At 44.6% G+C, this 23,876-nt stretch carries 18 protein-coding genes; all 18 read right to left on the reverse strand.

All coding sequences use genetic code 11. From position 1 onward, the window contains the following. Positions 1-577 precede the first annotated feature (577 nt). Positions 578-742 (reverse strand): hypothetical protein, encoded by a 165-nt coding sequence (locus tag ACFQ0C_RS10785; protein WP_379366597.1) that lies wholly within the window; start codon positions 740-742, stop codon positions 578-580. A 33-nt stretch (positions 743-775) separates the two neighbouring features. After that, positions 776-1,660 carry an ABC transporter permease gene (locus ACFQ0C_RS10790; protein WP_379366599.1) on the reverse strand — a complete coding sequence of 295 codons (885 nt, stop codon included), beginning with the start codon at positions 1,658-1,660 and terminating at the stop codon, positions 776-778. Continuing rightward, a complete protein-coding gene (locus tag ACFQ0C_RS10795) occupies positions 1,641-2,420 on the reverse strand; it encodes an ABC transporter ATP-binding protein (protein ID WP_379366601.1) in 780 nt (259 codons plus the stop codon). The genes ACFQ0C_RS10790 and ACFQ0C_RS10795 overlap by 20 nt, the downstream gene beginning before the upstream one ends. Before the next feature lie 4 nt (positions 2,421-2,424). Continuing rightward, positions 2,425-3,480 (reverse strand): ABC transporter substrate-binding protein, encoded by a 1,056-nt coding sequence (locus ACFQ0C_RS10800; protein WP_258217123.1) that lies wholly within the window; start codon positions 3,478-3,480, stop codon positions 2,425-2,427. Positions 3,481-3,515: 35 nt separating this feature from the next. Beyond that, positions 3,516-4,562 carry a Nif3-like dinuclear metal center hexameric protein gene (locus ACFQ0C_RS10805; RefSeq protein ID WP_379366604.1) on the reverse strand — a complete coding sequence of 349 codons (1,047 nt, stop codon included), beginning with the start codon at positions 4,560-4,562 and terminating at the stop codon, positions 3,516-3,518. Positions 4,563-5,108: 546 nt separating this feature from the next. Further along, positions 5,109-5,462 carry a Na-translocating system protein MpsC family protein gene (locus ACFQ0C_RS10810; RefSeq protein ID WP_171656027.1) on the reverse strand — a complete coding sequence of 118 codons (354 nt, stop codon included), beginning with the start codon at positions 5,460-5,462 and terminating at the stop codon, positions 5,109-5,111. A 92-nt stretch (positions 5,463-5,554) separates the two neighbouring features. After that, positions 5,555-6,766 (reverse strand): MFS transporter, encoded by a 1,212-nt coding sequence (locus ACFQ0C_RS10815; protein ID WP_379366606.1) that lies wholly within the window; start codon positions 6,764-6,766, stop codon positions 5,555-5,557. A gap of 11 nt (positions 6,767-6,777) precedes the next feature. Next, entirely contained in the window at positions 6,778-7,233 is a 456-nt protein-coding gene (locus tag ACFQ0C_RS10820; protein WP_379366608.1) for a MarR family winged helix-turn-helix transcriptional regulator, read from the reverse strand. A gap of 1,302 nt (positions 7,234-8,535) precedes the next feature. Continuing rightward, positions 8,536-9,309, reverse strand: coding sequence for a sporulation protein (locus ACFQ0C_RS10825; RefSeq protein ID WP_379366610.1), 774 nt, complete (start codon positions 9,307-9,309; stop codon positions 8,536-8,538). A 1,269-nt stretch (positions 9,310-10,578) separates the two neighbouring features. Further along, positions 10,579-11,076, reverse strand: a complete 498-nt coding sequence (locus ACFQ0C_RS10830; RefSeq protein WP_379366612.1) for a CYTH domain-containing protein — start codon at positions 11,074-11,076, stop codon at positions 10,579-10,581. Positions 11,077-11,098: 22 nt separating this feature from the next. Further along, positions 11,099-12,274: an FAD-dependent monooxygenase gene (locus ACFQ0C_RS10835; RefSeq protein WP_379366614.1), complete on the reverse strand. Its 1,176-nt coding sequence runs from the start codon at positions 12,272-12,274 to the stop codon at positions 11,099-11,101. A 116-nt stretch (positions 12,275-12,390) separates the two neighbouring features. Continuing rightward, entirely contained in the window at positions 12,391-13,269 is an 879-nt protein-coding gene (locus tag ACFQ0C_RS10840; RefSeq protein WP_379366616.1) for a radical SAM/SPASM domain-containing protein, read from the reverse strand. Positions 13,270-13,361: 92 nt separating this feature from the next. Then, positions 13,362-14,606: an MFS transporter gene (locus tag ACFQ0C_RS10845; protein WP_379366618.1), complete on the reverse strand. Its 1,245-nt coding sequence runs from the start codon at positions 14,604-14,606 to the stop codon at positions 13,362-13,364. A gap of 297 nt (positions 14,607-14,903) precedes the next feature. Further along, positions 14,904-16,115, reverse strand: coding sequence for an SEC-C metal-binding domain-containing protein (locus tag ACFQ0C_RS10850; protein WP_379366620.1), 1,212 nt, complete (start codon positions 16,113-16,115; stop codon positions 14,904-14,906). Between the two features lie 120 nt (positions 16,116-16,235). Further along, entirely contained in the window at positions 16,236-17,351 is a 1,116-nt protein-coding gene (locus ACFQ0C_RS10855; protein ID WP_379366622.1) for a hypothetical protein, read from the reverse strand. A 90-nt stretch (positions 17,352-17,441) separates the two neighbouring features. Then, positions 17,442-19,916 (reverse strand): response regulator, encoded by a 2,475-nt coding sequence (locus ACFQ0C_RS10860; protein ID WP_379366624.1) that lies wholly within the window; start codon positions 19,914-19,916, stop codon positions 17,442-17,444. Between the two features lie 174 nt (positions 19,917-20,090). Further along, positions 20,091-22,382 (reverse strand): chondroitinase-B domain-containing protein, encoded by a 2,292-nt coding sequence (locus tag ACFQ0C_RS10865; protein ID WP_379366626.1) that lies wholly within the window; start codon positions 22,380-22,382, stop codon positions 20,091-20,093. Between the two features lie 601 nt (positions 22,383-22,983). Beyond that, entirely contained in the window at positions 22,984-23,862 is an 879-nt protein-coding gene (locus tag ACFQ0C_RS10870) for a carbohydrate ABC transporter permease (RefSeq protein ID WP_379366629.1), read from the reverse strand. Between the last annotated feature and the right edge of the window lie 14 nt (positions 23,863-23,876).

Genomic DNA, 23,876 nt, shown 5'->3' on the forward strand with positions numbered 1-23,876 from the left:
TAATAACATACTTCATCGAATTGCGCTAGGCTTGTTGCACATTGTATACGAAATTTATTTTAAGTGAACTCGTTCAGCGAAGCATTGGGGAATCAGACGTCAGCAAGCTACACTTGCCTAGTCGGTTCAATATGGTAGAATTTAACTGGGTTATTGCAGCCAAATCCGATGTTTACAGTTGCGCGCTACGAAAGCGGAACGTGAATGCCTTATTTGTATAGAAAGACCCTCCATCGAAGCAGCTACGGAACTACGATGCCTTATTCTGCTATTTTTAGCCTTATAGACTCTGATTTGCTGAAATAAGATACTGTAGTTCCGTTAAGGGCACGTTTCCATGCCAAAAACTAAAAATAGCGCATCGTCGTTCCGCCTGCAGACGGCTCCCCAGCCTATCGTATTGGACAAGGGAGTCACCTAAGTCCGGCCAACAGCTAGTAATGATGATTTGTAATCCATTTAGTGGGGACGTTACGGGTCAAGCATAGCCCATAGAGTTGGGGGCCTTAATCCGATAAGTCATTATCGGATTAAGTTCTCCTATGTATTCATTTCACCGTATACGCTATTGGAGATATTACTCGCGAATCAGCATGGTCAGGTCAGCTATAGCCTGTTCCCAGAGAGGTATCGATGTGTGATCCCAGGCTTGGCAAGCCATTGACTGCTCGCCGCTTCCACTTGCCAGTCCGTTGCTGCGCTTCCCTTTTAGACCTGCAACGGTTATCGCTCTGGCGATCATTACCACCGTCTGCTCGCGAGTAATCCGTCAAGCTTAATTTTCAAAATGATACTTTTTCTTCGCAAAGCGACCCACCACATTAACCAAGCCATATAAAATAATAGACAATATAGCCAGCATCGCGATACTAACCATGACCATGTTCATTTGGAACACCTGGCCGCCATAAATGATCAAGTAGCCAAGCCCTGCCTTCGAGGATAAAAACTCACCCATAATGACCCCAACCAGAGTCAAACCAACATTCACCTTCAAAGTTGCAATAAAATTCGGGATACTAGCCGGCAGAAGAACCATCCGAAGCATTTGGGCCTTGGTAGCTCCGAACGACTCCATCAGCTTGAGCTTCGTTTGGCTAATCTCCTTAAATCCGCTCTCAACCATGATGATAGTAACAATTACCGATATCGCTATGGCCATGCCATATATCGAGTACTTGTCTCCCAGCCAAATATAAAAGATAGGGCCAAGCGCTACCTTCGGCAAAGCGTTCAGCACGACCATATACGGCTCCAGAACCTTCGAGGCAAAAGTAGACCACCAGAACACAACAGCAATCAAGGTTCCGAGCAGCATAGAAACAACAATACCAATCAGCGTCTCCATGCTAGTCGTCCAGGTATGCTTGAAAAGCTCCCCTTTAAAAGCCAGCTCTTGAAAAGACATGAACAATTGCGACGGCTTGCTGGTCAGCATCGAGTCGACCCATTTCATGTTAGCGGCGAGCTGCCACACCCCAAGGAATGCCACAAACAACAGCAGCTGGGACAAGCGAACCATCCACTGTTTACGCCTCTGAGTCTGCCTGTACTCGGCGTATTGCGGGGAAACGGATGGTTTACTTGCAAGCGCTGCGCGGGTTTCTACCTCCTGAGTCTCCGCTACGACTGACGATTCACTAACCGGTAGAGACGACATGACCCTGCAGCTCCTTCCAAATGTCATTAAAGTAGTTGTTATATTTATCCGCTTCCCTTTTCTTCCAAGGAGTTAGCTCCTTGCCATTACCCAGTTGAATCGAATAAATTGTAGAAATCGTACTAGGCCTCTTGGACATCACCATAACCCGATCCCCCATACTGATAGCCTCCGAAATATCGTGGGTGACCAAAACAGCCGTCTTCCCCTGATCCTTAATGATCTTAAATATTTCATCGGCGAGCGTAATTCTTGTCTGATAATCCAATGCCGAGAACGGTTCATCCAGCAGCAGGATATCCGGTTCTGTCACCAGCGTACGGATTAACGCCACCCGTTGGCGCATGCCTCCAGAGAGCTGCGAGGGACTATGATGCGCAAACCCGCCCAAGCCGTACCGTTCCATCAGCTCCATCGCCTTACGCTCCGCTTTTTTGCGGTCCATCTTGCGGATTTCCGCCCCAACCATCAGATTGCTCAGAATATCCCGCCATTCAAACAAATGGTCGTGCTGCAGCATATACCCCACCTTGGGGGAGGTGCCTGACACCTCCTGCCCATCGATCAGCACTTGGCCTTGGGTCGGTTTGTACATACCCGAGATGAGGGAGAGCAGCGTGCTCTTCCCACAGCCGCTCGGACCCACAATGCTAATAAATTCGCCCGCCTCAACCGACATATTAATGTCCCTCAGCGCTTCCGTTTCCTGCTTCATTGTAAAGTAGCTTAAGTTTACTTCGCTCAATTCAATCTGGGCCATAGGCTTATTTCGCCGCCTTCCCGATATTTTTGACAAAGCTCATATCTACGACGGCCCCCATGTCTGCGACCTTTTGCTCCGGCTTAAGCACGCCGTTATCTATTAATACCTTTTGCAGCGTTTCAAATTGCTCGCTTGTCAATTCCGGTACGGCAGGCCATGTATCCTGCTTCTTGTAGCGCTCTATAGACTGAATGACAACATCCTTGGGAGTCCCTTCAAAAAAAGGCATCAGCACTTCAGCAATTTCATCCTGGGATGCGGTGTTCAGCCATTTGGTACCTTTGGCCACGGCATTCACGAATTTTTGCACGATTTCCGGGTTGCTTTTAATATAATCGGAGGTTGCTACATAAGAGGTTTCGGGAAAGGCTCCAAACATTTGCCCTACCGAAGCGGCGTAGTAGGCTTTCCCCTCTTTCTCCAACGTGGAAGCAATCGGCTCGAACACTTGGATGTAGTCGCCTTTTCCGCTCGTAAAAGCACCGGCCATAGCAGGGGACGCAATATTCGTCACAACGTCGACCTTGTTTACTTTTTCCTGCAGCAGCTTGTTATTTAACACCATTTGAGGCGCACTGCCGGGTCTCCAGCCAATGACAGTTTTCCCTTCCAGGTCACTCCATTTAAAAGCATCCACTTTGTTGCGCGACAGCAGGAACGAACCATCCTTCATCGTTAGCTGATGGAAAATTTTGAGCGTCTTCTCACCCTTCTGATTATAAATATAAATGGCGGTTTCAGGCCCCACTAACGAAATATCTGCAACACCTGCAATCAACGCGGCCGCTCCTTTATCCGAACCTTGCGCTGTGTTCATATCTATAACCAAACCTTCTTCTTTGAAAAACCCCTTCTGCATGGCAACATAATGCGGCGCGTAAAAAATGGACCGGATAACCTCGGAAAATTTAACGGTCTTTAGCGGCTGCTCTTTCTTAACTTCTGGAGTGGGTGCGGAAGCTTTTGTTTCAACAGCAGGAGTGGTACCGCAGCCCGCGGCAAGTGTCAGTAAAACTACAGAGAGCAGCATACAGGCGGATTTCTTAATTTTTATCATGGTTTCTTCCTCCCGATTATGTATTTAGTAATATTTTAATAAGTTTGTACTGCTCTAGCCGGCTTGGAAACCAGATGCATCTCAGCCATTTCCCTACCGTACTCAACCATTTGACGATGACCCACATCCTTCAGCGATACAGCCGTTATGCGCTCTCTTAGCAGAAATATCTCCAACTCCGGAAGCAGCAGCTCCAACGCATAGGCAAGCGGCAGTCCATTCTCCATAATTTCTACGGAATGAGGGTTGCCTACGATAAAATTAAGCCCCCTCTCCTTGGCGAGCGTGACGAATGGATGATCCTCCCTGACTCTGCTGATACTAACGATAATTGTGTCCGTTTCGGGATACATCTCAAGAGCCTTCTCCAACTGCTCGACTGAAAATCCGGTATGAGGGAAAAAGTGCAGAATATGCTGTACCGGACTCGTCATAGCACCGCTCAGCAGTTTAGACGGATTGGAGAGAGTTGCCTCCTGCAGCGTTGGCTCCCCGCGGATTGCCCGCTCCGCCTCCAGCATATCCTGATCGATTTCCCGTCCCATAAAGCGATCTATTCTTGCTAATATATCCCCCACCGTATGTACATCCGGAAGAGCAACTCCCTTATGAAGCACATTGCCCGGGATGCCGCCAAAAGCAATATCCGTCTTCAGCTTGGTATGTCCGTGCAGCAATGTAAGTCCGGGATGAAGCCCATGAAACGCCTCATGCATTTCGATTAACGCCAAGTCGTACAGAGGCAAATAATCAGCGAACGGCACTCCTCCCGAGCTTGCCGCATCGGCCACTGGATGGTGAACAATGATAAGATCAAGCTTCATGGCGGAAGCGAGCTCAATGACCGATTCCGTCAATGTCATTCCCACACCGATTCGCGATACCGGCTTATGCTTGTCACCGAAAATTAGGCCCGGGATTTCAATTACACTCTTACCTGGGATATTTGAGGTTTTCATAACCACATAAGGGTTAGCTCCAGAGGTTACTTCATTCCAATCCATCACCATCCTTCCTTTGGAAATTTTATTTAGAGCATCCAGTACACTTAGCACTTCTGTCCGCGCTCTTCCTGCCGTCATCTGCTTTCTCCTCTCTTGGTGCATTCGGTGAACAACCCCGCTGCGCGTCCAAAACATTCTTCCGATCACTGTTGTCCCCCGATTTCCCTAAGAGATAAAACCTTAAGTTGACGACATCAGGGGACAAAGGCGAACGCTTACGCTTCTCCAGAATGCTTTTGGCCGCTCCGCTCCTTGTTCACCTCATTAGTTTAACTAGACAAAAAAACCGCCATCATGAGCATACTGAGACTGATAGAAACCAGACCCGGATACGTCACAATTAGCGGTTGTAAAGCTCTCCGTAAGGAGTTCCTCAGCACCTGCTGCATGTATGGATTTCGCTTGTACTACACAATGGAATCGAATCTCTTTTTTTGCAAAAGGATGCGATGCCTTAAATGTACACAAGCACAATGATTGTGTGAGCTATTGTATGAACAGCTAGAACAACTCACTAATATGTCAGTTAATATAACACTTGAATACTGATAAATCAATAAAAATTTATTGATATCGGGAAAATAATGATAATTACGTCACTTATATGTTATATATATTAACGTTTTACTCTAATGGTTCTTTCAAAAGAATAACGGTCCCCGAAAATTCCGTTACCGGATCATAATCCTTGAGCACGAGCTTAACCTCTAGTCCCAATGTGCTCTCGATCTGCTCCTTGAGCATCCGTTTGTTGGCCTCCATTAACAAGATGTCTACACTGGCCGTCAAGCTGCGGTTGGATTCATCGAGTATTTTCAAGGCAGGTATACGTTTATGTGTCGCAAAAATAAACACTTTGTCGCCGGAAATTTCAATTTTCTGTGATTTGATGCCTGTCCCAAATATTTCTTGATTAATTGAATTATAAATTTTTATAAATTCCTGCTTCAATACACCGGTCGAATATGGTTGCTTCATCCAGACTTCCCCCTTCGTAGACAGTAACATCTATGTTAATTTCTACGAATACGGGGAACAATCCTTTTGTGGGACCTTAAATAGGAGATGAATTATTTGGCAGCAGACTGCGACTTCAAACCGTTGCTGCTCTTTCTCCCCTTCGCAATCCAGTAGAACACATACACTATAAGAAACAGCAGCATAAATCCTGCCGAGTAACGATACATAACCGCATAACCGGTTAACGAAGATATAGCTCCCAGAATTAAGGCGCCAATTGCAACACCGAAGTCAGTGGAGTTATAAAACATACTGTTGGCTGTACCATGCTGAGCTTGCGGAGTCGACCGAAGCATCCAGGCTTGAATGGTCGGCTGAATAGAGCCGAAACCAAGTCCATATAGCAGAGCAGATACGATTAGCATCGGCATCGATGCGGTATAGGAGAGCAACACCATGCTGGCCAGCACACAGATTGCCGCGGGTATGAGGACAGCTGCATGCCCTTTCTTGTCAAATATTTTGCCGGATATCGGCCTTATAATGATTATAGTGATTACATTAAACAGGAAAAATAAACCCATCTGCCTCAGATTCACGGATTCCCCGAATAAAGCAATAAAACTGAGAAGTCCGCTGTAGGTTACCGATAAAAAAACATTCAGCAGAGCGGGAAATAATAATCCGGAACTCGACGACGGGTTCGCAGCAACGGCACGTGTGCTACGTCCGATTACGGGTTCCGGGGAAATGGAACGAGACAACCATATGATTGGAAATATTAATAACACCGTTGCGGCACCCGTTACGGCAAGAGTTCCGAAGCCGTAATGGTTCATCATATTTAAACCGATCATCGGCCCCACGGACATAGCGAGGCTGGTCGAAAGGCCAAAATAACCTATCCCTTCGCCCATCCTTTTGCTAGGAATAATAGGCGATACCAATGTCGGTATTATCGTACTCGACATGCCAAATCCGATGCCATAGGCGACGCGCATAGCAAGCAGCGACCCAATGGAATCGGCCCAACCGTAAATAGCGGTGATGATGCCCGCCACAGCGATTCCGATAAACAAAATCACTTTACGCTGCATCCTCCGAATCAGCGCCGCTGTCAAGAATCGGGTAGCTATCGCCGATATGGCAAACACACTCGTTACAAGGCTAACCGTCAAATCCCCAACCAGAAATTTATCCTTCACATAGGCCGGAAATGAAGAAAGCAGCATTTGTAAATTCAGAAATAACAAGAACGAGCAAATCGTTAAGCTAATAAAAGGTTTCGTCCATAATCTTGAAGATGGTTCATGAGTATTCATCGTGTCTTCTCCTACTCTATGTCTGTTAATTCACTCATGCGATTGTTGATACGAAGCAAAAGCTCCAATAGCAAATCATATTCGTCAGCAGTCATCCACTCTTTAACCTCATTAATGACTTGCCGCTCGATGGGAAGCGTCTTTTCGATCAACAGCTTTCCTTTGTCCGTAATATGAACCAGGAAAGAACGTCGATCATTCTCCCCGGTTTTCTTATAAATGCAGCCCTTCCCCTCCAATTGATCCAGAATTCGGGTCGTCGTTGGTCTATCCTTACCTGCGCGATCCGCAATTTCCTTTTGAATCAATCCATCCGCCCTGGCTACCTGATAAAGAACGGACCACTGCTCCGGCGTAATATCGTATTCCTTCAGACGATACTGCAGGAGGTTCGTTAGCTTGCGGTAGGTTACCCCCATATTAAAACCTATTGAATGCTCCATACCATTGCCGGTTGTCTTTTCCACATGTCTTCACTCCTTCAATAATTAGTTGTTAAAACAACTATATTCTTGACAACTATATTTGTCAAGAAGGGATGACCAGCAGCTCCGCCCTCAAGGTGAATGCGTTCAATCTTGATTTTTAACAGGATGGTTAGCTGGTATTCATATCTAGCAGCCCTTCTAAATTGGGGAGAGTTAAATTAACCTGTGGATTTCCTTAGCGCATTTCTTTCTGCTCGCTTCCCCCAAAATATGATGAAAATAAGGTTAACATCCTTAATAAAACGAAATGCATACTACTGTATTTACCATTCAGTTACTTGGTCACTTGAGTCAGCGCCCCTGCTGAGTGCTTATAAGGGGAAAGCTCATTCTCACCCAAAACGTCTCTGTATAATAAAAGCTTCTGATCGAAGCCCTTTCGAAGAAGATACATTCGTGTCTAAGTTGTAGCTTTTCTTGCAATATCAGACTTCTTCAGCTCCGCTGAAAACTTATCAAGTCTGATATTATAAGAAACCGCCTTGCGGCGTCCTTGGAAAGCACTGTCCCAAAATTCATTTTGGAACAGCCCATCCACCATTATCGTGAATTTAGGGTTGCAAAAGAACCCTCAAGTTCATGGCATGGCAGCCTAACTAACCCCACGCAATTATCAGGAAATTGTCATGTTATTTTCTCCGAAACATATGGTTTCAAGATCAATAGCTGGAATTTCTCATGCTAATTTTAAGGATTTTGGCTGATATCACCCCGATCGCCTCTATTAGCAGGAGTTTTTCCAGTTAGCTTGCTTTCAAACGATATCCAGGCTGGATTAACGGGAGGATTTCCATCTATCTTCTTTCATTCATCATTCAGCAGTCTAGGAGGTAAGATTATCCTACTCTCCTTTCAACGAAAGCAAAGCAACCTTTGGACATCTGTTCACACGCCATCACTTTTGCAACATTAGAAAGCCCCAATCCCTGCTGAAATCTCACTCCCATTCACTAGAGGAACGTGATCCCTCTATTTGTTGGGCTCCCCTCTAATTGATAATTTCAAGGAACTTTAATACCTAGTTTCGTCTAAAACCTGTCGAATTGCTCCCTAGCTCGAGTAAATAAGTAATCGTACTTCCGTTTCACTTGAATGCTCACGTATGAACAGAAAAAAGGGTATCCTTGTTCCTCATCTTGAAGATCGGTTGTTACCCGAGTGAGTGAATCCGTAAAATGTGCAAAAAACCTTCAATCCCCTATAAATATGGGAACAGAAGGTTCTTTTTCGACCATTTTTTTCATGAGAACAACATAAGAGTATTCCAGTTAAGAGTTCTAGCTATATAAACCTGCGGATGATCTGGGACAACTCTTCAGCAACAGAATCTGCGCCTCTACGCAGGTCGGAGACACTAAAGTGACAACGGACAAAGCTCTCATCCGTATCCGTTGCTTCAGCAAACATCCCTAACAAACCACGCGCTTTGCGATCGATCTGCAGAAGCAGCTCCACGCCGTCTTCATCCGGTGAAAAGATAACCTCAAGCTCATCCAAATCCTTACGAAAGTGTGTCGTTGGGACAAACTCGAATTCCTGAACAAATGGAAGATTTCTTCCAAGCTTCGGAGCGTATTCGCATGTAACCTCACGTCGTCGGAACCCAAGCTTCTCAATGGCATCCAGTACCGTCTGAGAATGTCGGTGAGGGATAACCTCCAGTCGATCCTCATCCTTCGGATCAACGGCCTCTTTAATATCAAGACCCGTCTGTATCCAGACAATAGTCCGTTTCACTGTTATGGGAGTTCCAGCCGGAAGCTGGAAAGAAACCGGGAATTCATAGGCTTGCTCAGCTTCTACTGTAAATTTACTCGCGAGCAAAAACTTGCCTACTGTTGTTTCCACCAAAGATTTCTGTTTGTCCTTTTCCTGCACATATTGCGTTTTCACGAATGCGTATACATCATCCACTTCTTGATTAACCCGCCCGCCTTGAATATAAACGACACCTGTTACCATATCACCAGCAGCTACCCGATCATTATCTATCTGTAAATCAACCTTCGCAGCACCTATTCCGACAGTGGCGAGCATTCTCTTAAACGTGGACATCCGTATTCCCCCTAAGGATTTTACTTTAGCAAAACCAACATGGTATGCAGTATTCGACTTCAGCTTCCCCATTATCTACGATGCAGAAAACAGTTGGTTTCTTTTAAATCCTTCTTGGGAGGGCGGTCACAGAAAGTTCACCCCAAACTCAGGTTGTTATAGTATATGCAGAGGATTCGGCAAATACAAATACAGCTCTAAAGTTTAATGGGAACGTTCTTTAACCCAATAAAATTTCATATCTTGACGAAGCTTACTTGCAATTTTAGACTCAGTCGCACTATATATAAGAAAAGCTTCTAATCGAAGCCCTTTCGAGGAAGATACATTCGTGACTAAGTTGTAGCTTTTCTTGCAATATCAGACTTGTTCAGCTCTGCTGAAAACTTAAAGTCTGATATTATAAGAAAAGCTTCTGATCGAAGCCCTTTCGAGGAAGATACATTCGTGACTAAGTTGTAGCTTTTCTTGCAATATCAGACTTGTTCAGCTCTGCTGAAAACTTAAAGTCTGATATTATAAGAAAAGCTTCTGATCGAAGCCCTTTCGAGGAAGATACATTCGTGACTAAGTTGTAGCTTTTCTTGCAATATCAGACTTGTTCAGCTCTGCTGAAAACTTAAAGTCTGATATTATAAGAAAAGCTTCTGATCGAAGCCCTTTCGAGGAAGATACATTCGTGACTAAGTTGTAGCTTTTCTTGCAATATCAGACTTGTTCAGCTCTGCTGAAAACTTAAAGTCTGATATTATAAGAAAAGCTTCTGATCGAAGCCCTTTCGAGGAAGATACATTCGTGACTAAGTTGTAGCTTTTCTTGCAATATCAGACTTGTTCAGCTCTGCTGAAAACTTAAAGTCTGATATTATAAGAAAAGCTTCTGATCGAAGCCCTTTCGAGGAAGATACATTCGTGACTAAGTTGTAGCTTTTCTTGCAATATCAGACTTGTTCAGCTCTGCTGAAAACTTAAAGTCTGATATTATAAGAAAAGCTTCTGATCGAAGCCCTTTCGAGGAAGATACATTCGTGACTAAGTTGTAGCTTTTCTTGCAATATCAGACTTGTTCAGCTCTGCTGAAAACTTAAAGTCTGATATTATAAGAAAAGCTTCTGATCGAAGCCCATTCGATGAAGATACATTCGTATCTTAGCGGTAGCTTTTCTTGCGAGATAAGAAAGGTGAACCTCCGGTTCAAACTTATACTTTCTTATCTCTTAAAAAAGAAAAGCATTGGCCGTGTATTCCAGACCAACGCTTTTCTATAAAATCATAGGTTTTCAGTCTGCAGCTTGAGCCAAAGAGTCTTGTTACGAAACTCCTCTTCCTGCCCCAGCTCTCTTCCAAACCAACTCGGAACCGTGAATACCTCTGCTTCATGCAAATCAGGAAACTCAACTTCCACAACAATAAGATCGATTTGTTTGTATTCATCCACCTCAAGGATACGCCCTTCATGCTCTACCTTAGTTCGTATCTTCTCAAGTGGTTTAAGCTTCGTATTATTCAGCAGCTGCGTGTAAACTTCCTCAGAGATCGAGTATTCGATTTCTTCCCTTACTAAACCATGGCCTGATTTGAAAGTATGTGTATAGTGGGGAACTCCTTCATTGTTGACTAACTTCCTCACTCTAATTTCTTGATCCTCTGAAAATGCCAAATAGGTTTGAAATATGTATTGCTTCGAAACTAACGTGATTGTATTATTCACAAGCTCCTTCGCCGGGAAGCCCGTCAATAGAAACTTTCTTTCGATTTCCTTACTCATAGCTAGTATCCCCCTTCTACAATCACAGCATCAACTTGTTGTCTTTCTTCGAACGGCTGTCCTTGCCTATAATACGCTCCAGCTGCTTTAATTTAAGGGAGCCCGGCAGGGCGGCAAATGCCCAATTTCTAATTCCGCATAGCCAAGGATGCGACCACTGGGAAACCTTCCCCATTCGGTACGACAAGTTCACCACTTTTCTTACCTGTGAAATACGTCCTGCTTCATAGCGCTGTAAAGCGGTATTCAAGTCAGGCCCACGCTGGATCGATTCAACCAAAGCCATGCTATCTTCGATCGCCTGGCAGGCGCCTTGCCCAAGGTTAGGCGTCATCGCATGCGCTGCGTCGCCCAGCAGAGTCGCTCGCCCCTTCGTCCAATATGACAATTTCGGCAGGTCATAGATCAGGTGACGCAGCATCTTCGATTCATCCGTGAGATGTAAAATTTGCTCCACGGGTGGATGCCAGCCCGCAAACTCATGCAGCAGCCGCTGCTTTATCCCGTTGGGAGAAATAGAATTATCCGCCGCGCTGTTCAATGTGGCAAACCAGTAAATCCCCTTATGGCCGGTATGGAACAGGCCAAACCGTTTGCCTTCCCCCCATACTTCCATCCCAATCTGATGGGATAATATAGTGGAATGGTTGTCCACCATCCCTCTATAGGCAGCATACCCGCAATAGCGTAGCGGCACTTCCCCGAATAAAGCATTTCTCACCTTAGAATGAATGCCATCCGCTCCGATCAATAAACAACCCTGCTCCAGATGTCCATCGGCAAATTTTACGGTAACCTGCTCATCATCCTGCTCAGCATTAACAAATTCCTGCCCCCATACAACAGCATCTCTCCCGAGCTGCTCCAGAAGGATCTTCTGCAAATCTGCCCGTAATACAGTTATTACCGGATAGCCATATTCAGCCTCCATGTCGAGCGAAAGCTCGTACAGCGGTTGTCCCTTAGAAGTAAATACGCTCGTCTTCAGGTTGCGGACACCAAGCTTCAAGATTGCGTCGGCTGCACCAAGAGCTTGAAAGACACGCAAAGCATTAGGCCATAACACAAGTGTCGTCCCGTTGGACGAAGGTTCAGTGGAGCGCTCGTATACTACAGGCTCATAGCCTATTCGTTTTAGTGCAAGTGCTGTTGTCAAACCTCCGATTCCCGCTCCAATAACCAACACCTTTTTATTCATGGCTCAAGCCTCCACTAGCGGAACATCATCCCTCTAATTATCATACGCCCCAATGAGATTCATGAATTCAAAGCATGGGCAACAACGCTGACTCCCTAACGCACAAACTCGCGAACTTATATGCTAAACCTTTGTCTGTACCCGCATTTCCTGCATAATTCCTCAACGACTTCTCTTCTCGAAAATCCGTCGAACAATCTGTTCGCTCTTTCGCCCTCTACGATTTCAGAGAAAGGGGTTTGGTTAATATTGCCCAAGTTAATGACCCCTTCGCCATCAAGACAGCACGGGACTACCGTTCCGTCCACTAATATAGCCGCCTGGTTTCTAAGCGCATGGCAAAAACCTTTTCCCTCATCTTCTTTTTCGGTTAGCTTAGGCCATTTAAATTCATGATCCTGATTCAAATAGATTTGATCTGCAATTTTGAGCCCGCTGCCGCGAACGAATTTTTCTTCGATTTTGTAGTCCAAATTAAACTCTTTTTCAATCATCGCAAGGATTTCACGATTTCTGTTTCTTTCCAGGTTGGTAGTGTTATCGGTATCCAGATTCCATAATCTAAAGGATATCAATAGCGGGCTAGTAGCCACAGCTTCCTTCACAAAAGACAAAATGCTCATAATGTACTCTTCTTTATTTTTGGAGCCTTCATGTCCGTCAAAGCTATGCAACGAGAAGTTGATCTGTCTTAGAGCCGGCTTGTTCAAAAGCTTGTGCTTGTTCTTATTAATAAGCGTTCCATTAGAGGTAATATTAACCTTAAAACCTCTTTCGTGGCTCAAATCCAGCAGCTCATCTACTTTGGGATGCAGAAGAGGCTCACCTTTGACATGAAAATATATATAATCCGTATGAGGTTTTATTTCATCTAATATTTTAGTGAACGCATCTACCTTAATAAAATTAGCTTGCCTCTCCGTTGGCGGGCAGAAAGTACAGGCCAGATTGCATACGCTAGTGATTTCGACATAAAATTTCTTGAATTTTTTCATTATATGAGCTACTCCATTCAGTCTGCACTTAATAGTTACTTCACCTATTGTAACGTCAGTTGCCTGATGTGCATAGAAAAAGGTTCTTTCTATTATTTGTTAGGGATGAAATGAATAACCAGATTTCCTGCCAAAATAACTCCCGCCAAAAAATAAAAAGCGGCAGAGAAGCTGTAGGTTTGTGCCAGATAGGTACCAATGATCGGTGAGGCAGCCCCCATGAGCGATTGCATACTGAACAACAAGCTTGTCGCCGTCCCCGCAACTTTAGTGTCCGTGCTTTCCATCGCCCACGCCTGCATCACCGGCCTGATGGCATACAAGAAAAATCCTAGAATAGCAATCGTACCAATAAGAATCCAGTCATTGCGAATGAACGATACTATTACAAGCATGACCGAGGTAGCAACCATCAAGGTCGTCAATATTTTGCGCGGACCCGATTTATCCGACATTCTTCCTACAATAGGAGCCGCAATCAACCCGCCTGCCTGCAGCACTCCCAGTGTCATCCCTACCCAAAAAGCGTTCAGACCCATTTGCATCGCTAAATATAAAGGAAGTAAAATCATAATACCGTTTTGTGCCATCGCACGAATTCCACTTAAAACAGCAATCAGCACCACCGTTTTATTGCGGAGCAACTCCTTTAACCCTTTTAAATAATCCTTTAACCCGCTCGCCGAGTCTGCATTGGCTTTGGTTAATCGGGATGGATCGACATTCATATTCCTTAAAGTGATCAAAATAAAAATGGCAAAAAACACACCCGGAACGAAATTCCAGTAAATAATCTCCTGCCATGTATAGGTGACAATCAAAGCGCCTATAACAATAGGTGCCAGCATATCCCCAAGATTCGAGGCCATAGCATGATAACCGAACGTCAGTCCCCGCTGTTCAGGAAATCTTAGGGACAAGGTTGTGTAGGAAGCCGGATGCCAGAACTCATTGCCCACACCCATCACAATAAAAAGCAGCGCAAACAACCAATATTCCTGAACGAATCCAATAAAGAGAAACGGCATTCCAACCAAAAATAATGAGGCTGCCAAGAACAGATGCTTCTTTCTGGACATATCGGTAAAGGCGCCTATAGGCATCGTCAGAAATGCAGTGATTAAAGATCTTAATGTTATTAATAAACCTGCCTGTGTGATGGAGAAATTATAGGCAATTACAATATAAGGCAATAAAATATACATGGAAGACGGATACCAGTGTGTAAAAGCATGCCCTATACATATTCCCCAAAAAGGACCGTCTTTATATGGATTTCGTCTTGCAGATGGTATCGTTACTTGCTGTGTTTCCGTAACTGCTGCTCCCTTCGACATAGATAAGCATCTCGCCCTTCTTATTCTAATGTTGGTTTTTGTATATGTTACCATATAAGCCTATTTGTTTACAGATTGATTTAGGCACCAATAATGGCTACCACTCATACATTACACTAGTCAAATGACTAGACCGCTTCTACCAACCGACAGGAGAAGAGTGCGAAAATATTTACAACACTTTTTGAGTAAGGAAAAACCTGAGGCCGCGGACTTGACCTCAGGTTCTTTTGTGTGCATATGCCTACAATGTAAGTTGGGATGAGTAGCATATGGACTTGCGACCGCTCTTATTGATTATTGGCCGCAGCACTTCTTGAATTTTTTGCCGCTGCCGCAAGGACATGGGTCGTTACGCCCCACTTTATTTCTCGTTACTATATCAATAACTTCAGCCTTGTGTGGAGCAGGCTGCACAATAATCGGTGTATTTCTAGAAGAAGATAATTCATCTGGGGAATAACCCTTGAGAAACCATTGTTTGGTAGAATTACTCAATTTAACAATATGATCCATAAAACCTTTTATCAATTCCAAATTATCAATCACCAATTGGTATTGAAACATCTGGAGCAAGTTACCCGGTACCTCTCCGTTCTGAACAGCATATACACAGTCTTTAACTAGACTATCTGCCTTGTCGCGGTCTATAGGGTAATAATCCATTATGAAACTGACAAAGGCTTGGTAGATTCGAGTCCGGTCCACAAAGTCCGGCTCACCTGCAGCAATCAACTGAGCTTTTGTAAATGGATAGAACGACAAGTCAGGTCTCGCTTGATGTTCATTCTTCAATTCTTCCACGTTCCGAGCCCTACTATTTGAAACCCCCTCGGTTCTAAATTGAAGGTCCTTGTAGAACCTTGAAGCCTCCTCCAGAACCGGTAAATAATCACTCTGCATTTCATTCGTACCCGCATGAGAAGTCACCATACTGCATAATGGCTCAAAGTCCATGAAACCATAGTAAAAAAGAATTCCTTGTGAAAGCTTCACCCATTCCGTGTTTCTTCTAACCGTTTCACGAAAGGAATTCGTGTCCATCTTACTGAAGCACTGGAGAACTTCCTGTGGCATGACCAAAGTCTTCTTCCCATTATGAGTCCCTGAGAAGATCATTCCTCTAGCTTTAAAGTAATTAAGCTGATTCGTTTCCAACGGCAGGAAAGCATGTCCGCCGCCGCTTGCGATCTGCTTTATAATTTTATAGCGGGTATCGTCTATTTTATTTAAAAGATGAGGCAGCATAATCGGAAATTGCTGTTCCAATACCGTGATCAACTCTTGTTTTTTTAGCGAGCTTGCTCCGTAAACACCCAAATTTGTACGTATGTCCGATAAATCACTTTTCGTCAAACCGGTAAGGCAATCTTCAAGGGTAGCCGGCACTGAGATTGGGGCCCAGCGCTTCTCCTCCTCTTTAATCTCCATTTGTCTCCCCGCCTCTTTTGCCCTGGCCAAAGCGGTCAATAGTGCCTTCTCATTCTTTTTACTTAGTGGCTTGTCCATTTTTCCATCCTTCGTTAGTAAGGTTAATAAATAAAATTATATTATAACACAAGCCTTCCATCCAATTGGATAACAAAAAAGGGCGCTTCTGGGAGGCGCCCTGCCTTTACGGCAATGTTGTTAAGAAATCATATCAATGGAATCAATTTTCCACTGCTCGAAGAATGACGTTCTTTTCATCTGAAACTGTAACGTAGCCCTTTCCTCGCCACGCCCTCCCCGAGTAATGCCAACCACCACCGGAATTTCCAATGAGAGCAGCCCGGAAGTGTCTCTTGCCATCGTTTTTACCCTTTTACTTATCCCTGTAATTTGATCCTTATTTTTATATAACAATTCAAGCTGATGATGTTTGGCATTGGAGAAGCTCATTTTCAAAATTTGCGAATCACGAAAATTGAAGGCGTTAAAATAAGCATTCACTATCTCATAAGGAGATGCCTGCATGAAGTACTCATCCAGCATTCCACCTGCTTTATACACCATTAACTGATGCTCGGGGTCAACGTTGCCCGAACCGTGAGTAGTGCTCCCCAGAAAGTGAATACAAAAATGGCCGGAAAAGTCATTGTCAGGGATTCCATCCCCTCCATGCGGCATGCCATGCATAGAAGCGGCGAGGAGCTTATCCTCCGTTTGCACAATAATGGCTTTCCGCCTCCAGCTCCATTTGCCATTATAAATTTGTTTCATGACTGCCGTATCTTCTTTGGTCAGAGGTTGTACATCTGCATGATGCGTGCCCGCTCTTCTTTGCACATTAAAGCTCAGTCCCGACTCTACATCGATGACCTTAAACTTCTTTTTCTTTGGAATGATCCCTTTCGCCTTATCCCATGGCAAGATTTTCCCATAATGCGCAGAGCGTACACGCTGAACATATTTCGCAAGCCTCAGCTTTTTTTTCGTATCCAATTGAATCATTTCGTTGGTTTCTATATGATACAAACCGCCTTTGCGGTCTACCGAATAAGTTACCGTAACTCCCTTATCTACAAGGGTCAGAGCGGTGTCCGTGACGGGAATAATAGAAGCGGTTGTACGCGTGCCGTTACGACTGATATGCTGGAGCCATTTGTTGTCCAAGGTTAGCTGCGTTTGCATTTGTGCTTCCGCGGAAGCCTTCACTGTCAATATCGCTTTGGATTCAGGAGCCGCGAGAGCATTGGGATCAAAAAATATAAATAAGAATGCAATTGAGAAAAACATAACTACATATTTATTGATAGTAACCATCCCTTATCCCCTGTTGATTTGATATGATTCATTTTCTGCTGAAAGCAGAAAAACCATTACAGGAAATATAAGGGGATTACGAAAAGGCAATCAATTGGATCGCATCCGTCTTGAAGCTTGTATAACCCGCTGAAGCATACTATAGAGCTGAGCCGGTTCAAACGGTTTGGTGATATATTCGTCCATCCCGGCTTTGAGCACCTGCTCCTTAACTCCAGTCATAGCATCCGCGGTCATAGCTATGATGGGTGTATCTTTGGCATATTCGAGCTTCCGTATTATTCCGGCAGCTTCGTAGCCGTCCATAACAGGCATCTGCAAATCCATCAGAATCGCATCATACCGCTTACCTTCAACACATTTCACCGCTTCTTCCCCGTTTACCGCTACATCAACCCGAACTCCCATCTCTTTGAGAATTTCCTTGGCCACCAGTTGGTTGATTTCGTTATCCTCCACTAATAAAACGTCTGCATGACGAAGTAAAGCATATCTGTCTGCTTGATCATTGAAAGGCAGGTCTATAGCTACCTCGGAAATCATCTGAGGGCTAATGCCAAACCGTGCGGTAAAATAAAAACAGCTGCCTTGGCCAAGCTCGCTCTCAACGCCGATGGTCCCGTCCATAAGCTCCACCAGATTTTTGCTAATGACAAGACCAAGCCCCGTCCCTCCATACTTCCGCGTTGTGGACATATCGGCCTGTATAAATTCCTGGAATAACTGCTTTTGCTGCTCCCTAGTTAAGCCTATCCCCGTATCACGAACCGTAAAACGAAGCGTTACGCCATCTTCATGATGTGAAACCCTGTCTATCAAAACCGATATTTGGCCGTCATCCGTGAACTTTAGCGCATTATTAGTTAAATTTAAGAGCACCTGATTTAATCGGAACGGATCGCCAATAAGCTTCTGTGGAACATTATGATGTACCGCGGTATGCAGAACCAATCCTTTATTATAAGCTTGCAAGCTGATCATATCGGTTAACGTATGAAGCACTTCAAACAAATCGAATTCGATTTGCTCCATGACGATTTTTTGGGCCTCAATTTTGGAGAAATCAAGGATGTCATTAATAATCGTCAACAAGCCTTGAGCCGATCGCATGGATTTGTCTACATATTCCTTTTGATGCTCCGATAAGTCCGTCTGCTGAAGCAAGTAGTTAAGGCCGATGACGGCATTGATTGGTGTGCGTATTTCGTGGCTCATTTGAGCTAGAAACCGACTTTTCGCCCAATTAGACTCATCCGCCTCTTTGCGCTTTTTCAAATCCGTAATGTCGTGAAATGTGCAGGTAATACTTATTATTTCTTGATTCCCATCCATTATTGGCGACAACGAGACCGTGTAAATATGCTCATTTCCGCCGGGCAGCTTCAAGGTCATTTCAAACTGCTGGGACGCTTGCCGATGCACAGCCTGTTGAAAATATCGCTGCCATTCCCCTACCTCGTTTATGCTAATGAGATCCGTCAAAGGCATCCCTGTGGTTGGCTTGCTATGCAGTTGATAAGCATGAATTAATTTTTGGTTCACGGAGGTCACTTTGCCATGTATATCAAAGCCAAGGATATAATCCTGTGAATTTTCCACCAGTCTGCGATATCGTTCCTCGCTTGCTTGTATGATTTTATCGGCTGCCTTGTTTTCAGAAATATCTATAGCGTTACCTATAACATAGCTGACTTTCTTATTAATAAAGACGGGATTTAATGTTACCAAGATGCTGTACGAATCCAATTCCGCTTCAAAAACAACTCTTTCGCCCTTCCATGCCCGACCATAATGCTTATTCAACATTGCCACAAACTCATCGGAAAAAGCCTCAATTTCCTCAACCGCTCGGCCTGTTAAAAGACTCGCCTTCGCCCCCAGCCGCTTTAACAATTCTCCTTCTATTAATCCGTATATGAATTTGCCATCCTCTCTCTTATGAAACTTAAAAGTAAATCCCGGCTGCAGGCAGAGCATGTGAATCATTTCCCGTTCGAGCTGCTTGGCTGTCTGTTGGAATTGGTGGATATGAAGCAAATAGCGAAGAAAAAGGGCAACCATTAAGGCAACGCATGACTGATAAATGATATAGGGCCAGACTTTGTCCAGAGAAGCTTGGGCAATATACCATAGGCTAAAATAATAAAAGTTAAGCAAAAACAAGGTGCCCGCCGTCCACTTCAGTCCATAGGATTTGATTTGACTAAATAAAATCCCTGTTCCAAAGGCTGCTGCAAAGCCTATTCCAGCCTGGATGATATTGAGATTACCTTCTGTTACCAGCCGCCCGATGATGACAAATAAGTAGGTGATCACGCTGCTAACGGGTCCACCGAAGAAGGAGGATAGAAGAAAGGCAATCCCTCTAAAGTTAAGAACGGTAGACTCACTAGTCTTGATACTAAAAAACAACAAAACGACGCCGAGTCCTCCATGAGCAGCGCCAACATATAACCGGTACAACCAATTAGGCTTCGCCTCATTCTTCATTCTGAAAAATAAGGGTGCTGCCAAAAATACAAATATGCTAATGATCGCAAAATTCAGTATCAGGTCCCGCAGCAATAGACTCACCATCCCAAAGAGATCGTCTTTCCATGAACCCTATCGCCAAGAACCCGTCGCGAATTCCTGCAAATAGTCATTAGACATATTCCTCAATCCGACAGAAAACTCCTTTAATCGTCGACTAAATATAAAAATCCGCACAATTGAGACTTGTGCGGATTCCATATTACTTTATGGCGCGCTTGGCCCAACCTCAGCTGCTGTCAGCGGATGGTTCGGAAAGCTTGTAGCTCCGGAGCGTTCATCTGCTCCGGCATCGTTGATGGAGCGTGTTTCTCCATCCATATCCTCCGACACAAAAGGATAGCTGCCCTTGGCATAGTTTATTGCCGGACTCGTAGCGGACAGCTTTTGCAATCCGTTAATAGTTGTAAATGCCGGGTCTGAACCCAGTATCTCGGAAGCCGTTCTCGATGAGTTGCTTTTCAGAGTACCGCCACTGCCCATGTTCCCTTCAAATACGGTATTGGTAGACACGATTTCATTATAAAGAATACCGCTGGAATTCTTGATTATGTTGTTAGCTATTCTGCTGTCCTGCGTAGCATAGGTCTTGCCGGAACCGACAATAATTCCTGTTGTGCTGTTTACAATCGTATTGTTGACGACTTGGGCACGATAAATTTTCCACTGCGCTCTCAAATCATCGGCAGACGGATTCGCGGGATACCCGCTGGAACCGCCGTCATAATTGCCATTATCGAGAATAATGGCATCCTTGGTCAAATTCTCCATGTAGTTGTTGTATATCTTATGGTCATTCCCATATATCCGAATCCCTGCTTCTTCCGATTCTACACCATCTCCAAGAAAGAAGTTTCCATAGAAGCTGTTGTTATGGCCATGTCTGGAGGTTAATCCTCCCTTTGAAGTTTTGAAGGTGTTATAACGGACTGTGTTATTGCTGCTTTTCACAGAAACGATTTCCGGTTCACCATCGGTATTCTCAAATAAATTATGCTGGATCGTGTTATACCCATTGGACAATGAGATTCCCGACAGCCCGAGGCGGATCGTTTCCTTCCCATTATCAACCCAAGGTCCAACATCATGGAAATAGTTATATTCTATAATATCGTATTGAGAGATGTTCCCATTACCGTCTCCTTCGTAGGCAATGAGCGGGTTGGTATCGCTCTTGTTACCGAAGTCATTATGGTCGATCCGATTGTGATGACTATTAGCTCCGCTGACCTGAAGCCAGATAAGGGCTCCGCCGGTTGCAGGCAAAGCAAATTTATTTCGGGTAACCTGAATGTTATTGGATCCGTTTAAGAGGAGGGCATTGTTTCCTGTGTTGGTAAACTTCAATCCCTGAATAATAACGTAGGACGAGTTATTCACTTCGATGAAGGCGCCACCGGAAATAATCGCCTGTCCCTGATTTGCCGCTTTAATCGTGATAGGGCTACCGGCTGTTCCGGCTTTGTTATTTATTTTAAAAGCCCCGCTTTGTGTGTAGGTACCATTCGCTAGTACGATTGTCGTACCGGCACTGGCACTGCTTATGGCTGAAGCCAATTGCGCAGAGGTAGAAACAGAAACCTCATTGCCTGGATTGGAATTGGTATCCGTGCCGTAAATCTCTACCTCGGTGTAGCTATTCCATGCATTCAAGGAGTTGCCATGACCGACGATCCGCACATACCGAGCCGAGCTCACATCCGGAAAATCAAAGGTTTGCAGGCTCGTATTCAAGCTGCTGGTCACGTTAGTCTGCACGGTAGTAAAATTCACATTGTTCGTAGAGGTCAGGATATCGAAGGTGGACGTTCTCGTATCTCCACTTACAAAGGCTATCTTGATGTAGGCCACCTTTTTATTAGAGCCGAGATCATACTGGATCCACTGCCCGTCGCCCGACGCCGACCAGCGGGTCGTTAAATTCCCGTCCACTGTATTGGCGGGCACGTTTCCATCATTGGAGCTAGCCGTAACGGAAGCCCCGGGGACTGAAAATTTTGCGTCTGTAGTGATAGCTGTATCGCCATAAATTTCAACCTCGGTGTAGCTATTCCATGCGTTGAGGGAGTTGCCGTGACCGAGTATTCGCACATATCGAGCCGAGCTCACATCCGGGAAATCAAAGGTTTGCAGGCTCGTATTCAAGCTGCTGGTTACATTAGTCTGCACAGTTGTAAAATTCACGTTATCAGTCGAGGTCAGGATATCAAAAGTGGATGTCCTCGTATCTCCGCTTACAAAAGCTATCTTGATGTAGGCCACCTTTTTATTGGAGCCGAGATCATACTGAATCCATTGTCCGTTACCTGACGCAGACCAGCGGGTCGTTAAATTCCCATCGACTGTATTGGCAGGTACGTTTCCATCGTCAGCACTGGCTGTTACACCAGACGCCGGGACTGTTAATTTCGCGTCAACCGCAAATACGGGCAGCGGAAGCATTGAGAGAAGCAAACACACACATAAAACGAAAGCGAAAGCCTTTTTACGTAATATCATCCATGCACATCCTTTTCAGCATGATTTTATGAATTTACCGACATTCCCTTCGACACCGAGCTATTAAAGCGTTTTCAAAAAGTAGAGTGCGCACTCTGATTACATTTATAACGTAAAAGCTTTAATAAAGAAATCATCAAAAACTAAAGAATCATTTCAATTTCCAAACTGAATAGCCCTAATTTTAAAAATGCAGCTTTACAATCACCATCATTAAGAAAAATGCCTTGCGGCGTCCTTGGTGTACAATCTACGTTTGTGCGTGGGGAGGGAATCGGGTATGGGATTCCGGCCGCTGTTGAAGTCGTGTTCCTTTGAATGGAAGGTTGTAGCGGGAGGAACACAAGCTTCAAAGGCGGACGCTATCGCTCCTCCATCCCACACCCGTTCCCTCTTTGTTCTACTCTGTGCTTTGCATTGCTTCCTTACTTCCTAACCGCTCTCCGCATCGAAGGGAAAGACATCAGCGGAAGTAATTGTTCCTTTATCAACTGGAAAGCTCAAAAAACAGAGAGATTACGGAAAAGCTAGTTCCGTTATCTCTCTGTTTTTGTGCATAATGCATACATTTACCCAAAATAACGGAATTCCCACTCGCTCCTTATCCCTTGATCGCCCCAATGAGCGCGCCCTTGACGAAATACTTTTGCAAGAACGGGTATACAAGCAGAATCGGCACTGTTGCCACAATAATCGTCGCATATTTCAATGTAACCGAGAGCATTGCAGCATCCCCGTCAGCCGCACCTAAGTTTGAGCTTGCTTCTCCTTGAAGCAACACTTCACGCAAAATAAGCTGCAGCGGGTACATCGACCGATCCTGTAAAAAAATCATCGCATGGAACCATGAATTCCAATGACTGACACCATAATATAACAGCATTACCGCAATGACCGGCATGGAGAGCGGTAAGATGATCCTGAACAAGATCACAAAATCATTGGCCCCATCCATCTTGGCCGACTCCTCCAACGCATCGGGAATCGCCTCGAACGCCGTTTTCATGAGAATCAGATTAAACGTATTGATCGCTTGCGGAATAATAAGCGCCCACAGCGTATTGGCCAGCCCAACCCCTTTGACCGTCAAATAAAATGGGATCAGCCCTCCGCTGAAAAACATCGTGAAAATAATGAACAGCATAAGCTGCTTGCGATATTGCAAGCTTTTCCGAGATAGGGCATAGGCACCAAGTGCTGTAAGCAAAATATTGAACAGCAGACCCACCACAACTACAAAAAGGGTATTGCCGTATCCCTTCAGGATCATCGGGTTGCGGAACACATTCGTATACGCGTCGAGCGATAGCCCCAGTGGCCGCCATAATATCCCTTTATGCGCCATCAGATTCCCGGCATCACTCACTGAAGCGAATGCCACATACAGCAGCGGATAAAGGGTAACTATCATGAGCAAGGTCAAAAAAATCATATTGATAAGGTCAAAGCCTTTTTCTGCAAATGTTGGCCGGTTTAGCATCCAAGCTTTCTCCT

The organism is Paenibacillus sp. GCM10027630, from assembly GCF_042676305.1.
Lineage (GTDB): Bacteria > Bacillota > Bacilli > Paenibacillales > NBRC-103111 > Paenibacillus_S.

Bases quoted from the DNA above. Each gene is read 5' to 3' on its own strand.
- ACFQ0C_RS10845 (WP_379366618.1), bottom strand. From the start codon at position 14,606: ATGTCGAAGGGAGCAGCAGTTACGGAAACACAGCAAGTAACGATACCA.
- ACFQ0C_RS10865 (WP_379366626.1), bottom strand. From the start codon at position 22,382: ATGATATTACGTAAAAAGGCTTTCGCTTTCGTTTTATGTGTGTGTTTG.
- ACFQ0C_RS10855 (WP_379366622.1), bottom strand. From the start codon at position 17,351: ATGGTTACTATCAATAAATATGTAGTTATGTTTTTCTCAATTGCATTC.
- ACFQ0C_RS10785 (WP_379366597.1), bottom strand. From the start codon at position 742: ATGATCGCCAGAGCGATAACCGTTGCAGGTCTAAAAGGGAAGCGCAGC.
- ACFQ0C_RS10790 (WP_379366599.1), bottom strand. From the start codon at position 1,660: ATGTCGTCTCTACCGGTTAGTGAATCGTCAGTCGTAGCGGAGACTCAG.
- ACFQ0C_RS10825 (WP_379366610.1), bottom strand. From the start codon at position 9,309: ATGTCCACGTTTAAGAGAATGCTCGCCACTGTCGGAATAGGTGCTGCG.
- ACFQ0C_RS10870 (WP_379366629.1), bottom strand. From the start codon at position 23,862: ATGCTAAACCGGCCAACATTTGCAGAAAAAGGCTTTGACCTTATCAAT.
- ACFQ0C_RS10795 (WP_379366601.1), bottom strand. From the start codon at position 2,420: ATGGCCCAGATTGAATTGAGCGAAGTAAACTTAAGCTACTTTACAATG.
- ACFQ0C_RS10830 (WP_379366612.1), bottom strand. From the start codon at position 11,076: ATGAGTAAGGAAATCGAAAGAAAGTTTCTATTGACGGGCTTCCCGGCG.
- ACFQ0C_RS10835 (WP_379366614.1), bottom strand. From the start codon at position 12,274: ATGAATAAAAAGGTGTTGGTTATTGGAGCGGGAATCGGAGGTTTGACA.
- ACFQ0C_RS10840 (WP_379366616.1), bottom strand. From the start codon at position 13,269: ATGAAAAAATTCAAGAAATTTTATGTCGAAATCACTAGCGTATGCAAT.
- ACFQ0C_RS10805 (WP_379366604.1), bottom strand. From the start codon at position 4,562: ATGACGGCAGGAAGAGCGCGGACAGAAGTGCTAAGTGTACTGGATGCT.
- ACFQ0C_RS10810 (WP_171656027.1), bottom strand. From the start codon at position 5,462: ATGAAGCAACCATATTCGACCGGTGTATTGAAGCAGGAATTTATAAAA.
- ACFQ0C_RS10800 (WP_258217123.1), bottom strand. From the start codon at position 3,480: ATGATAAAAATTAAGAAATCCGCCTGTATGCTGCTCTCTGTAGTTTTA.
- ACFQ0C_RS10815 (WP_379366606.1), bottom strand. From the start codon at position 6,766: ATGAATACTCATGAACCATCTTCAAGATTATGGACGAAACCTTTTATT.
- ACFQ0C_RS10850 (WP_379366620.1), bottom strand. From the start codon at position 16,115: ATGGACAAGCCACTAAGTAAAAAGAATGAGAAGGCACTATTGACCGCT.